Annotated in this window: 16 protein-coding genes; 2 read left to right on the top strand and 14 right to left on the bottom strand. The window is 54.5% G+C overall.

What is annotated here, in order from left to right; genetic code table 11:
* Nucleotides 1–37: 37 nt before the first annotated feature.
* From CWI35_RS16895 to CWI35_RS16850, 10 genes are all read right to left on the bottom strand, one after another.
* Nucleotides 38–1,213 carry a D-alanyl-D-alanine carboxypeptidase family protein gene (locus tag CWI35_RS16895; RefSeq protein ID WP_011231793.1) on the bottom strand — a complete coding sequence of 392 codons (1,176 nt, stop codon included), beginning with the start codon at nucleotides 1,211–1,213 and terminating at the stop codon, nucleotides 38–40.
* Nucleotides 1,214–1,380: 167 nt separating this feature from the next.
* Nucleotides 1,381–2,682 carry a pyrimidine-nucleoside phosphorylase gene (locus CWI35_RS16890; protein WP_119877947.1) on the bottom strand — a complete coding sequence of 434 codons (1,302 nt, stop codon included), beginning with the start codon at nucleotides 2,680–2,682 and terminating at the stop codon, nucleotides 1,381–1,383.
* Between the two features lie 5 nt (nucleotides 2,683–2,687).
* The gene (locus CWI35_RS16885) at nucleotides 2,688–3,524 is read right to left on the bottom strand and encodes a purine-nucleoside phosphorylase (RefSeq protein ID WP_011231795.1); all 837 of its coding nucleotides are present in this window, start codon (nucleotides 3,522–3,524) and stop codon (nucleotides 2,688–2,690) included.
* Nucleotides 3,525–3,553: 29 nt separating this feature from the next.
* Nucleotides 3,554–4,741, bottom strand: a complete 1,188-nt coding sequence (deoB, locus tag CWI35_RS16880; protein WP_020278266.1) for a phosphopentomutase — start codon at nucleotides 4,739–4,741, stop codon at nucleotides 3,554–3,556.
* 131 nt (nucleotides 4,742–4,872) lie between these two features.
* Nucleotides 4,873–5,769 carry a site-specific tyrosine recombinase XerD gene (gene xerD / locus CWI35_RS16875; protein WP_011231797.1) on the bottom strand — a complete coding sequence of 299 codons (897 nt, stop codon included), beginning with the start codon at nucleotides 5,767–5,769 and terminating at the stop codon, nucleotides 4,873–4,875.
* Between the two features lie 6 nt (nucleotides 5,770–5,775).
* Nucleotides 5,776–5,988, bottom strand: a complete 213-nt coding sequence (locus tag CWI35_RS16870; protein ID WP_011231798.1) for a YqzK family protein — start codon at nucleotides 5,986–5,988, stop codon at nucleotides 5,776–5,778.
* Between the two features lie 100 nt (nucleotides 5,989–6,088).
* Complete coding sequence (locus CWI35_RS16865; RefSeq protein ID WP_011231799.1) at nucleotides 6,089–6,541, bottom strand: ferric iron uptake transcriptional regulator; 453 nt, start codon at nucleotides 6,539–6,541, stop codon at nucleotides 6,089–6,091.
* Nucleotides 6,542–6,638: 97 nt separating this feature from the next.
* Nucleotides 6,639–7,304, bottom strand: coding sequence for a stage II sporulation protein M (gene spoIIM / locus CWI35_RS16860; RefSeq protein ID WP_013144830.1), 666 nt, complete (start codon nucleotides 7,302–7,304; stop codon nucleotides 6,639–6,641).
* A gap of 219 nt (nucleotides 7,305–7,523) precedes the next feature.
* A complete protein-coding gene (locus CWI35_RS16855; protein WP_014196268.1) occupies nucleotides 7,524–8,714 on the bottom strand; it encodes an endonuclease Q family protein in 1,191 nt (396 codons plus the stop codon).
* The gene (locus CWI35_RS16850; RefSeq protein WP_119877946.1) at nucleotides 8,704–9,267 is read right to left on the bottom strand and encodes an NUDIX domain-containing protein; all 564 of its coding nucleotides are present in this window, start codon (nucleotides 9,265–9,267) and stop codon (nucleotides 8,704–8,706) included. Before CWI35_RS16850 ends, CWI35_RS16855 begins: the two co-directional genes overlap by 11 nt.
* Nucleotides 9,268–9,385: 118 nt before the next feature.
* On the opposite strand from CWI35_RS16850, the gene CWI35_RS16845 reads away from it, so the two are divergent.
* Entirely contained in the window at nucleotides 9,386–10,306 is a 921-nt protein-coding gene (locus CWI35_RS16845) for an aldo/keto reductase (RefSeq protein WP_119877945.1), read from the top strand.
* 154 nt (nucleotides 10,307–10,460) lie between these two features.
* Here the strand turns inward: CWI35_RS16845 and CWI35_RS16840 are convergent, their stop codons facing one another.
* From CWI35_RS16840 to CWI35_RS16825, 4 genes are all read right to left on the bottom strand, one after another.
* A complete protein-coding gene (locus CWI35_RS16840; RefSeq protein ID WP_047818653.1) occupies nucleotides 10,461–11,657 on the bottom strand; it encodes a CynX/NimT family MFS transporter in 1,197 nt (398 codons plus the stop codon).
* A 15-nt stretch (nucleotides 11,658–11,672) separates the two neighbouring features.
* A complete protein-coding gene (locus CWI35_RS16835) occupies nucleotides 11,673–11,915 on the bottom strand; it encodes a YqkE family protein (RefSeq protein WP_011231805.1) in 243 nt (80 codons plus the stop codon).
* A 287-nt stretch (nucleotides 11,916–12,202) separates the two neighbouring features.
* Complete coding sequence (locus tag CWI35_RS16830) at nucleotides 12,203–12,442, bottom strand: YqkC family protein (protein WP_011231807.1); 240 nt, start codon at nucleotides 12,440–12,442, stop codon at nucleotides 12,203–12,205.
* Complete coding sequence (locus CWI35_RS16825; protein WP_011231808.1) at nucleotides 12,432–12,776, bottom strand: iron-sulfur cluster biosynthesis family protein; 345 nt, start codon at nucleotides 12,774–12,776, stop codon at nucleotides 12,432–12,434. The genes CWI35_RS16830 and CWI35_RS16825 overlap by 11 nt, the downstream gene beginning before the upstream one ends.
* Before the next feature lie 87 nt (nucleotides 12,777–12,863).
* On the opposite strand from CWI35_RS16825, the gene CWI35_RS16820 reads away from it, so the two are divergent.
* Nucleotides 12,864–13,082 (top strand): CDGSH iron-sulfur domain-containing protein, encoded by a 219-nt coding sequence (locus CWI35_RS16820; protein ID WP_011231809.1) that lies wholly within the window; start codon nucleotides 12,864–12,866, stop codon nucleotides 13,080–13,082.
* Nucleotides 13,083–13,096: the final 14 nt, after the last annotated feature.

Genomic DNA, 13,096 nt, shown 5'->3' with positions numbered 1-13,096 from the left:
TTCGCCAAAGAGAGCGAAAAGACCGCAAAACTTGACATTATCCCGCTTGCACGAAGCGGCCAAACACCCGCTTAAACAAGTCCCAAAAGCTCGCTTCTTCGACCGTTTGCTTGGCGACGATCGGGCTGTGCAAAATTTCTTTTCCATCCTGTTTTAAAATGAGGACGCCAAGCTCATCGCCTTTGCGAACGGGTGCTTTCACATTGTCTTTCACTTTGATCACTTTTTCGATCTGCTCGACCGACTGCCCTTTTTTCGTCAGCACCGACACCGGCTCCGACGTCACCGCTTCGACGGATGACCGTTTGCCTTTGCTTATGTTGACGCGGGCGACTGTTTCATTCCGTTTGTACACCGGGTGAGTTCGATATTGGGAAAACGCGTAATCGAGCATCTTCGTAATTTGCGCATTGCGCGATTTCGGCGTCGGTGCTCCAAACACAACAGCGATGACGCGCATGCCGTTCTTTTTCGCCGTGGCGGTCAAACAATATTTCGCTTCGGCTGTATATCCGGTTTTCAGGCCGTCAACGCCCGGATAAAATTTGACAAGCCGGTTCGTATTGACGAGCCAAAACTTTTTGTCCGTATTTTCGCGCAAATAGTCTTCGTACTTGCTCGTATATTTCGTAATATCTTCATATTTCAACAGTTCGCGCGCCATCATGGCCATATCATAAGCGCTGCTGTAGTGATGTTCCGCCGGCAGGCCGGTCGCATTGGCGAAATGAGTGTTTTTTAAGCCGAGCTGTTTCGCTTTTTCATTCATCATCTCGACAAATGCTTCTTCCGACCCGGCGATCTGCTCAGCCATAGCGACCGACGCGTCGTTGGCCGAACCGATGGCAATGCCGCGCAGCAGCTCATCGACGGTCATTTCCTCGCCCGGCTCGAGGAAAATTTGCGATCCACCCATTGACGCGGCGTATTCGCTCGCCCGCACTTTTTCATCGTAGGACAGCTTTCCTTCATCGATGGCTTCCATGACTAGCAGCATCGTCATAATTTTCGTCATGCTCGCCGGCGGCAATGGTTCATGGGCATTTTTTTCATACAATACTTTGCCGGTGTCGCGTTCAATCAAAATGGCTGATTTCGCCTCATCGGCCAGCTTCACTTTCGCTTCCTTCATCTCTTTCGCCTCGGCATGGGCAGAAAGAGGAAGAAAAAGAAGAAACGGCAATAAAAGAAGACGAGTGACTTTCGTTTTCATCTCCCAAACCTCCATTCTTTATACATGCCATTTTTTCCAGGCGAGATATTTTTATACAAAAAAACAGCTCATTTTCCAAAAAACAAAAAAAACGCCCGAAACACGCGTTTCAGGCGTCTTCTTCTTGAACAACCGCTTTTTTCCTTGCGGATCGCCAGCGTCCCTCTCTATACGATGGTCTCATAAATGAGCGGCGGCCGAGCAACCGGCTGCGGCGACAGACGAACAGCCCCCTCGATCTTTTCTTTCACGTCAAGCACATCTGGCCGGTTGCTGTGAATCGTGGCGAGCGCTTCCCCTTTCTGCACGCGATCGCCGATTTTTTTATGGAGCACAATGCCGACCGCCAAATCGATCACGTCTTCTTTTTTCGCCCGGCCGGCGCCGAGCCACATGGCGGCCGTGCCGATGTCATCGGCGGCCATCTCGGCGACATAGCCGTCGGCAGCCGCCGTGACGGTCGACGTATAGGCCGCCTTTGGCAATTTATCCAGATCGTCAACGACCGATGCATCTCCACCTTGAGCGGCCAAAAACGTTTTGAACGCCGCGATGGCGGCCCCGCTGCGAATCGCCTCTTCAAGCAAACGGCGCGCCTCATCAAGCGATGGCGCCTTCTCCGCCAAATAGACCATATGGCTGCCGAGCGTCAAACAAAGTTCGGTTAAATCGTGCGGCCCGTCTCCTTTTAACGTTTCGATGGCCTCTTTCACTTCCAAGGCGTTGCCGACGGCATAGCCGAGCGGCTGGCTCATGTCAGAAATGACCGCCATCGTCCGGCGGCCGACGCGCTTGCCAATGTCGACCATCGCTCGAGCGAGCCGGCGCGCCTCGTCAAGTTCCTTCATAAACGCTCCGGCGCCCGTTTTCACATCCAAGACGATGGCATCAGCCCCAGCGGCGATTTTTTTGCTCATGATCGACGAGGCGATGAGCGGAATGCTGTTGACGGTCGCCGTCACATCGCGAAGCGCATATAGCTTTTTGTCAGCCGGTGTCAAATCGCCCGTTTGGCCGATAATGGCGATTCCGTTTTCATTCACGAGTCGAATGAACTCGTCTTTGCTGATCTCGACATGAAACCCGGGCACGGACTCGAGTTTGTCGATCGTGCCGCCCGTATGGCCGAGGCCGCGCCCAGACATTTTCGCCACCGGCACGCCGACAGAAGCGACAAGCGGCCCTAAAACGAGCGTCGTCGTATCGCCGACCCCGCCGGTCGAATGTTTATCGACTTTCACGCCGCGAATACTCGACAAATCGAGCATTTCGCCGGAGTGCACCATCGCCATCGTCAGCGCGGCCGTTTCTTCCTCGGTCATGCCGCGGAAATAAATCGCCATCGCGAGCGCGCTCATTTGGTAATCGGGAATGTCCCCGTTTGTATACCCTTGGACGATCCACTCAATTTCTTCCTTCGTCAGCGCCTTTCCGTCGCGCTTTTTCGCAATCAAATCGACCATTCGCATCGCGATCACCTTTTTCGTTTTGATTTCGCCATTTCGGCGACAATCGCTTTCACAAACCGCAAAAAGTCCGTCTTCACCCGCTCGGCCGTTTCAACCACTTCGTCGTGGTGAAGCGGAGCATCCGACATCCCTGCAGCCATATTCGAAATGCACGAAATGCCGAGCACCTCAATGCCGCCGTGGCGGGCGACGATCACTTCCGGGACGGTCGACATGCCGACCGCATCGCCGCCGAGCGTACGAATCATGCGGATTTCCGCCGGCGTTTCGTACGACGGCCCCGTATTGGCGACATATACTCCTTCATGCACGCGAACGCCAAGTCTCGCCGCCGTTTCCTTGGCGAGCTCGCGCAGCCGCCGGCTGTACGCTTCCGTCATGTCCGGAAAGCGCGGACCAAGCTCCGGATCGTTCGGACCAATGAGCGGATTTGTGCCCAGCAAGTTGATATGGTCGGAAATGATCATGAAATCGCCGGGCTGGAACCGTTCGTTGATGCCGCCCGCAGCGTTTGTCACGATCAATTCGCGGACGCCAAGCGCCTTCATCACCCGGACGGGAAACGTCACTTCCTGAAGCGAATACCCTTCATAATAATGAAACCGCCCTTGCATGGCGACAACGGTCGCCCCCTCAAGCCGGCCATATACGAGCCGTCCAGCGTGTCCTTCAACGGTCGACACTGGAAATCCGGGAATATCTTCATACGGAATGCGAACCGCCTCTTCGATTTCATCAGCGAGCACGCCGAGCCCCGAGCCGAGAATGAGACCGATTTCAGGCGGAGTTGGCATCAATGGGCGCAAATGACCGGCGGTTTTTTCAATCGCTTGTCGATCCATTCTTTTCCCCCTCATCGTTCTTTATGAAGTTAGGCCAAATCAGCCAAAAAGCTTGTTCCGTACGGCGGCCGGTTGACTTGGAAGTTATCCGCAATCGTTGCGCCGACATCGGCAAACGTCTCGCGGACTGGGAGCGGCTTGCCGCCGCGAAATCGCGGGCTGTACACAAGAAGCGGCACATATTCGCGCGTATGGTCAGTTCCGTGGTGAATCGGGTCGTTGCCGTGGTCAGCGGTGATGATAAGCAAGTCGTCCGCTGTCAAGCGCGGCAACACATCGGCAAGCCGGGCGTCAAACTCTTCGAGCGCATCGCCGTAACCTTTTGGGTCGCGGCGATGGCCGTATTTAGCGTCAAAATCGACGAGATTGACGAAACTCAACCCGGTAAAGTCCATGCCGAGCGTGTCGACGAGCTTATCCATTCCGTCCATATTGGATGTCGTTCGCAACGACTGGGTAACTCCTTCATTGTCGTAAATATCGGCGATCTTCCCGATGGCAATCACTTCATAACCGGCGTCTTTCAATTCATTCATCACCGTTTTGCCAAACGGCTTAAGCGCATAGTCGTGCCGGTTGGCGGTTCGCTCAAAATGGCCGGGTTTGCCGATGAACGGTCGGGCAATGACGCGCCCGACCATATACGGCTCGTCGCGCGTCAATTCACGAGCGATTTCGCAAATGCGGTACAATTCATCAAGCGGCACAACTTGTTCATGGGCGGCGATTTGCAAGACGGAGTCGGCTGATGTATAGACGATGATCGCCCCTGTTTTCATATGCTCTTCGCCAAGCTCTTCGATGATCGCTGTTCCGCTCGCCGGTTTGTTGCCGATCACGTTCCGGCCGGTGCGCCGCTCGAGCTCAGCGATCAATTCATCTGGGAACCCGTTCGGAAAGACGCGGAACGGCTTGTCGATGCGAAGGCCCATCAGCTCCCAATGGCCTGTCATCGTATCTTTTCCAGCCGATGCTTCCTTCATTTTTGTATAGTACGCGAGCGGTCGCTCGACTTTCGGCACCCCTTTGATCTCACGAATATGGCTTAGGCCGAGCTTCGCCATGTTCGGCATATAGAGGCCGCCGCGATACTCAGCGATATGGCCGAGCGTATCCGCTCCTTTGTCGTTGTATTTCTCGGCATCCGGCGCCTCGCCGATGCCGACTGAATCCATCACAATCAAAAAAACGCGCCGGTATGTCGTTTTCACATTCATTCCCCCTGCCTGCAATGAAAAATGGAGTCTCTTTCTATCGTTCCCGTATTTTCGCGAAAACACGCCTATGGCCAATTGGTCAGAAGTCTGACAACTAAAACGACAGGCAAGCGCCTAGCATACGGCAGCTGCTAGGCGCGCGGGTGGTACTGTTTGTACACGTCTTTTAGGCGCGTTTTCGTAACATGCGTATACATTTGCGTCGTCGAAATGTCGGCATGCCCAAGCAACTCTTGCACAGCGCGCAAATCGGCTCCGTTCTCAAGCAGATGCGTCGCAAACGAATGCCGAAGCGTATGCGGCGTCAATTCTTTTTCGATGCCGGCTTCTTTCGCGAGCCGCTTTAAAATTTTCCAAAACCCTTGCCGTGTCAACCGCTGGCCATAATGGTTCAAAAACAGCGCCTCCGTTGCCCGTCGTCGCGGATTGACAAGCTGCGGGCGCCCTCGCTCCAAATAGTGGGCAAGCGCTTCAATCGCCATGCGCCCGATCGGCACGATCCGCTCTTTCCGCCCTTTTCCATAGCAGCGGACAAACCCCATCGTCAAATGCACGTCGCTTAAGTTGAGCTGCACAAGCTCACTGACGCGCATGCCGGTCGCATACAACAGCTCCAGCATCGCCTTGTCGCGCAGCCCAAACGGTGTGCTCACTTGCGGCGCTGCAAGCAGCGCCTCGACTTCCTCGACCGACAGCACTTTCGGCAGCGTCCGTTCAAACTGCGGCGTTTCGATATGGACGGTCGGGTCTTGCGCCGCGATTTTCTCCCTTAGCAAAAACTGATGAAACGAACGGATCGACGCCAAATGGCGGGCGATCGTCCGCGCCGATTGCCCTTGTTCGCTTAAAAACTTTAAAAAATGGAGAATATGGAGGCGCTCCACTTCGCCCCACGCCTGAAGCTGCTCGACTTGGCGCAAATAGCGGACGTATTTTTTCAAATCGCGTTCATATGAAACGATCGTATTGTGCGCCAAATTCCGCTCCACCGTCAAATAATGCAGAAAATCTTTCAACTCGTATTCCAACGCTCTCTACTCCCCATCGCGATAAAAAAATAACAGCCGGTCGAGCCAACTTGGCGGCGCACTCTCCGCCGCCGATACTTTGACCGCCGATCCCTTCGGCTCATCGTATCGGTGGTAATACTCGTACTCGCGGTTAAACCATACAAGACTATAATAAAATAAAATGGTGCATCCCGTAAATAAAAGAAACACTTTCACCATTTGCCAAACGGTTTTCATGGCATCCTCCCTATCAGCTGCTTGTCAGCTTGCTAGTATGAGGATATGCCATTTGTTTCGTTGTTTATACGCAAAAAACCTTTCCCGTTGGAAAAGGTTTTTATTTTTCTTCATGCTTTTGCTGGCAACGGTGACAAATGCCGTGGAACGTCAAACGATGGTCTTTAATTTTAAATTTCCACTTCTCCTCAACAATCGCTTCGACATCCTCAAGCAAATCTTCTTGAATTTCCGCCACCGACCCGCATTCTAAGCAGATGAGGTGGTGATGAAAATGGGCCGCTCCTTCCTTGCGGAGGTCATAGCGCGACACCCCGTCCCCGAAATTGATTTTATCGACAATTTTCAGCTCGGTTAACAGCTCGAGCGTCCGATAAACGGTCGCCAAACCGATTTCTGGGGATTTTTCTTTCACGAGGAGGTAGACGTCTTCCGCGCTTAAATGGTCTTCTTCATGTTCAAGCAGGACTCTTACCGTCGCTTCCCGCTGCGGCGTTAACTTGTAACCCGCCGAATGCAGCTGCTTCTTGATTCGTTCCACACGATCTTCCATCTTTTCATTCCTCCCTCGCCATTCACCCATCATTATAACAAATGCACGAGGGAAGTATCAAAGTAAAATCACTATTATGAAGAAATGATAATGGTTATTATATAATATTCATTATGATTAAACTCATTGTCCATTGAACCGCCTGTTTCATCAATGCCGGCGAAAGATATGCCTCGACCGCTGAGGAAAGAAGCAGCCCAAGGGCGACAGCCGCCATCGCCGCTGCGTAGCGCATCACCATCGGAAACATCGATCCATGCGGCCGCTTCATAAACTGGTTGCGCACCATGTGCAAGGAAAACGAAATCGAAATGACGCCCATGACGATCATGAGTGGAATGGCCACCAAATTTTGCGGCATGATGGACACAAACGACAAAAGAAACCCGCGCCAACCCATTTGGTTGACTAAAAAGCCAACCGTAAAGCCGACAACGACGCCTTTGAAAAACAGCAAAACAAGAATGATCGGCAAGCCAATGACAGAAATGCCAAGCACCCACATCAGCGCGGTATATTTGACGTTGTGCATATAGCTTTGCCGGAACATATCATGGGCGCTTGCGATATTGTCTTTTGACACTTGTCCAAAAAATTGCGTCAAGTAATAGTACAAGTCTTGCTTTTGACTGAAACCGAGGCTGTTGACGACAATGGCGCCGAAAATGACGCCCATGAGAAACAGGACGATGACAAACACGTACAGCGAAGCATGTTCACGCCAATGAACAGCGATAGCCGATTTCAGCGGATGGGTTCTCATTGTGCTTCGTCCTCCTACTTTGTCTCTTAGTAGATTGTATGTCCATCCGCTTTCGGTATGACTGTTTTTCTAAAAGGCTGGTGATGTAATAAAAAAGCAGCTCAACACCGACGTGTGACCAACTCCACGGGCGGCACGCCGCCTCGGTCCATTGGCGCATGGCTGGGCCAAGCAGCACGCACGGCATGATGATGAACGGCAGGAGCGCTGCCCGAGTGGTTACCCCTCCCGCACTTTCCCGTACCTCCCACCGCCCCCGGCCTCGATATGGAGCGCACCGCTGCGGGCAAGGACGATCAGTTGGGCCAACTTTTCTCCCACCGTCTCCGCGATCTCTTCCTCCGCCGCCTCATGAAGAACGCTCATTTCCGTGCCAAAACGGGCGAGCAGCTTTTCATACGCTTTTGAACCAAGGCCGGGGATGAATTCAAGCGGCACTTGATAAATGTACGGCGGCCGTTTCGGCCCGCGTTCCGCCGTTTTCAGCTCCGCAAGCCGGTCAAACACGCCTTTCACGAAGCGATGATGGCCGCATGCCGCACAGCGGTCGACGTCCGGTGCAACCGGCGCAAGGCAGCGCTCGCACACTGTCTGGTGATATTTTCCGAGTTTGGGATTTAAACCGTAGTTGGCGACAATCGCGCGCCCGTCTTCACCGCGCAGCGCTTTTTCCAATTCAGCAAACGTCGGGGCGGCGAGCCGCACTTCTTCATATTCGCGGGCGATTTTCCGCAGCGAATGGGCATCGGAATTCGTCAAGTACGGGTAGCGATGCAATTCGGCGATCTGGTCCGCCATCGCCGTGTCGGCGCTTAACCCAAGTTCAATGGCATCAATCCAATCCGGGTCAAACACTTCTGTCAGGCTGTGCTTGACCCCTTTTCCGTACAAGCTTTTAAACGGGGTGAACGCGTGCGCGGGAATGAACCAGCCGCCCTGCTCTTTCGCGGCAGCTTGCAGCTCGCGGCCGGAGGCGTAAATGCGCTGTGAACTGAGCGACATGTTCTTTACCCGTTTGCCAAGCCAGCCGGAAAACGTGCGCATCGTCTGCACAGTCGGCAAAAAAACGAGCACGTGGATCGGTCCATGGCAATGGTCGTCATATACTTCGATTTCACTGCCTAACAAAAGCGTCACTTTCCCGGCGCTGACGCCGCCCCCCTCATGTTCGCGCCAACCGTGCTTCTCCATTGCCCGCTCGAGCTCGTCCAGCACTTCGGGCACATGGCTGTCAATGACGCCGACGAGGTCGATCCCTTTCACCTCAGCCGCCTCATGCAAGATGTTCTCAAGCGTCAACGTCCGCGCCCCAGTAATTTTCACCGGGCGGCCCGAGGCGGTGCGGCCGATGTGAATATGTAAATCAGCGTAATAACAGCCGAGGCCGCGCTCGTTTTTTTTATTCGGCATTTTGCTCCCCTAGCGCGCGGCGCAGCTGCAAATATTGCAAGGCGTATGCCGTTTTCGCATCGTAAATGTCGCGTTGTTGAAGCATCTCAAGCGCCTCCTCCAATGTAACTTCCAACAGCTCGACAAACTCATCTTCATCCAAACCGGCGCCGTCCTCCGCTTTTTCCAGCCCCTCGGCGACATACAAATGGATGAGTTCATCGGCAAACCCTGGGGATGTATAAAAGGAAATGAGATGGCGCATCGATTGGGCGCGGTAGCCGGTTTCTTCTTCGAGCTCGCGGTGTGCGGAAGCGAGCGGCTCTTCCCCATGTTCTAGCTTGCCCGCCGGAATCTCGACTAATGCGCGCTCCAGCGCTTTTCGGTACTGGCGGACAAGAACGATTTTCCTGTCCGGCAACAGCGGCAGCACCGCCACCGCCCCCGGATGTTTGATCACCTCGCGCTGGCTCGTTTTCCCATTTGGCAGCTCGACTTCCTCGATATACAAGTCAATGATGCGGCCGCTGAACAATTTCTCTTTGCGGACGGTTTTTTCATACAACTTCTCCATTCTTCTTCTCCCCTATCGATTGATGGACTCTTTTCCATTGTACTACATGTTTGGCCATTTTTTCGCTTCCGTTGTACAATGAACATATCATCATCGATCGCGAAAGGGGGCGCAAAAGATGAACAAACGCCGCATCGGCACATCAGACTTATACGTCAGCGAAATTGGACTCGGCTGCATGTCGCTCGGCACTGATGAAAACCATGCCATCTATCTCATCCATGAAGCATTGGAGCGCGGCATCAACTACTTGGATACAGCCGATTTATACGACCGCGGCTTAAACGAGGAATTTGTCGGCAAAGCGGTGAAAGGAAAACGCGACCAAGTCATCATCGCGACAAAAGTCGGCAACCGTTGGCGCCGAGACGGAAGCGGCTGGGACTGGGATCCGTCAAAAGCCTATATCAAACAAGCGGTCAAAGAGAGCCTGCGCCGCCTGCAAACGGACTACATTGACTTATACCAGCTCCACGGCGGCACGATCGACGACCCGATCGATGAGACGATTGAAGCGTTCGAAGAGCTGAAGCAAGAAGGCGTCATCCGTTGGTACGGCATCTCCTCGATCCGCCCAAACGTCATTCGCGAATATGTGAAGCGCTCGAACATCGTCAGCGTCATGATGCAATACAGCTTGCTTGACCGGCGGCCGGAAGAATGGTTCCCGCTTCTTCGCGAACATCACATCAGCGTGATCGCCCGCGGTCCGGTCGCTAGAGGCTTGCTCACGAGCCGCCCGCTTGAACAAGCGAGCAGCGCGGTGAAAGAACACGGCTACCTCGATTATTCCTACAAAGAACTGCAGGCGCTCATCCCGAAGCTGAAGGAAAAAACGGCCGGACGCCGGTCCTTGACCGCGACCGCGCTGCAATTTTGCCTGTATGACCCGGTCGTTGCTGCCGTCATTCCGGGCGCAAGCCGGCTTCGGCAGCTTGAAGAAAACATCGCCGCCGCTTCCGCCCCGCCGCTTGACCGCACTGAATACGAATGGCTGAAACAAGCGACGAAACGCTCGGTGTACGACGTGCATCGATAAAAACCAAAGGAGCGGAAAGAAAGCCGACATGCCTTGCTGAAAAATAGATCGAGCCAAAAAATGCAAACAAATCGAGAGCCCGGCGGCCGTTGACGGCCGCATACGGGCTCTCGTTCGGTACGTGCGGCCGCTCATTTGCGACGAGCGGGCCGCTTTATTTCTTTTCATCTACGTATCGGTCCCTCGCCGCCCCTAAGCCAACGGCCATCATGGCGATGCAGACGGCAACAAGCAGACCAAGCGGCGCATTGAAGCGGCCGGACGCATCATACAGCACCCCGAACAACGGCGGACCGGAAGCCGCCAGCAAGTAGCCGACCGATTGCGCCATGGCGGACAATTGGGCGGCGGCGAGCGGATGGCGCGTCCGCAGCGTAAACAGCATCATCGCAAGCGAAAACGCCATGCCAGCGCCGATGCCGGCAACAAGCGCCCCCGCCCACAGCCACCACCCTTGCCCGCCGAAAAAGGCAAGCGTCCCAGCCCCCATGCAAAGCACAGCTGAACCAATAAGCGCCTTTTGATTGTCCATCCGCTCCGCGAGCATCGGAGAGACGAACATCATCGGGAGCTGGGCGAACTGGAAGAAAAAGAGCAGCCATCCGGCCGCACCGGGCGCCAACCCCTTGCTTTGCCCAAGCTCCGGCAGCCAAGTGACGACGCAGTAAAAGAAAAACGATTGCAATCCCATAAACAGCGTCACTTGCCAGGCGAGCCATGACCGCCAAAGCGTTGAGCGGCGGCTTCCGGACGGCGCCCCGTCCGGCTCCCGGCGGCGTGCTTGCGGCAGCCAAACAGCAAGCGCCAAAGCCGCCAGCAATGCCCAAAAGCGAAACGCCCCTTGCCAGCCAAGCCCCCAGCCATCGGCAAGCGGAACAGCGATCCCGGAAGCGAACGCCGCACTCATGTTCATCGTCACCGTATAAATGCCCATCATGAAACCAACCCGTTCGGGAAACGACTCTTTCACCAGCGCCGGCATCAAGACGTTGTCCACCGCAATGGCTGCACCGATCAGCACCGTGCCGGCAAACAGCCAAGAACTGCCGGAGAGCGGCCGGAGAAGCTCGCCAACGAGCAGCACGATCAACGAAAAAAAGAGCGTCCGCTTCATCCCGAACCGGCGGGCGAGAGCCGCTGCCGCCGGTGCCAGCAAGGCGAACGCCATAAGCGGAATCGTCGTCAACGCTCCGGCGGCCGCGTAGGAAAGGCCAAGCTCCCGCTGCAAATCGGGCACGAGCGGGCCGACCGTCGTAAGCGGCGCGCGCAAATTGACGGCCAACGCGACGACTGCTCCGGCCGTCCAGAATGGAAAAGAAGAGGGGCGCGTCGCTGCCGCATTCGATTTCATCGTCCATCCCCTCCGCTACTTAAATTTCCGCCAGTCTAGCTCGCTTTCCTCAAGCAGCTCAGCAAACGATTTCTGTTCCTCACGGCGGCGCTCTTCCTCGCGACGCCGCGCCTCTTCCGCCGCTAGACGCCGCTGTTCTTCCTCGGCAAGCGCCCGCTTTTTCGCGAGCAGTTTCGCTTCCGTCTCGGCACCGAGCCGGTCGGCAAGCGTCACTGCCTGCGTCTCTTGTTCTTTTTTCCGCGCAACCCGGTTCTTCATGATTTCCGCCCCCTTTGCATAACGACCGTTCGTTTGTCAAACGATACAACTAAACGATAAGAAAAAGGAGAGATGTATGGATGGAGAAAAACCGCGCCCAAAAAGGGAAACCGTCCGCCGATACGGTGAAGCCGGTGATCGCAAAAGAAGAATTGGAAAAAGCAATCCACCCGACTAAGCGGCAAAACAGTCCGCAATAACATTGGAAAGCGCCGTTCGGCGCAAAACGCGGCTTCTAACTATGGAAAGGGGCGCCCCCGGCCGAAAATGGCTTAGGGGCGGCCCCTTTACAACACCTCGGTGATGTGCGGCATATGTTCGCCAAGCCAGGCGATCGCCTCCTCCAGCGTCGGAAACTCTTTCATTTCAAACGTCATTTCGTTTTGCAGCAGCCAGACGTCTTTCGCCTCATGATACGGGCCGGCGACCGACCAATGAAGCAAGCTGTACGGATCGTTTTCATGGGTGAACGACACCCATGTTTTTTGCTTCGCCGCCTTTGCGAGCTGCTCTAGCTTACCGTTCATGGCCAGATTTCACCTCAACAAACGGCATATGACCATTCAACGTTTGCCCTGGGCTTTTGAGCTGAAAAACGGTCGTTCCCGGCTTGACGTCAATCGTCATCGTTTCATCAAAAAAGATGAGACGCGACCGTTCCACGAGCACCGGCGCAAAATTCGTCTCGACGACGACATCATCTTCATCGGCTTTGTCGACAAGCCATAGCGCCGGCACGCCGTCGACCAAACAGCCGCAGCCGTCAGTGTCAAACATCAACTTTAACTGCCGTCCGGATTCCGCTACAATAGAGGCAAGCGCCCGTTTGGCTGCATCCGTAAACGTGATGTACAGACTCATAGCTGGCTCCTTTTCCCTTTGATTTCCTTTATTTATTTTACCTGTCAACATGAGAAACTGTCAAAACAAAGCAAGGAGGAAAAAGCGATGGCAAAAGTGCAAATCAAAGTGAACGACAACGGCTCGCTGCGCGTCACCGGCGATGTTGAACTGCTCGATGGAGAAGGAAAGCCGTTTGTGACCAAACAAACGTTTTCGCTCTGCCGTTGCGGGCTGTCGAACAACAAACCGTTTTGCGACGGTTCGCACAAAGGCCGCTTCCAATCCGTTGTCCGCGCCCCTTTGCCGGAAACGGATAAACAATAAGGCGGTGAGAAGCC

Origin of the sequence: [Bacillus] caldolyticus (assembly GCF_003595605.1) — a bacterium.
Classification (GTDB): Bacteria; Bacillota; Bacilli; order Bacillales; family Anoxybacillaceae; genus Geobacillus; species Geobacillus thermoleovorans.
The sequence above is the reverse complement of the archived record's forward strand: the minus strand, read 5'-3'. Positions and strand labels throughout refer to the sequence as shown.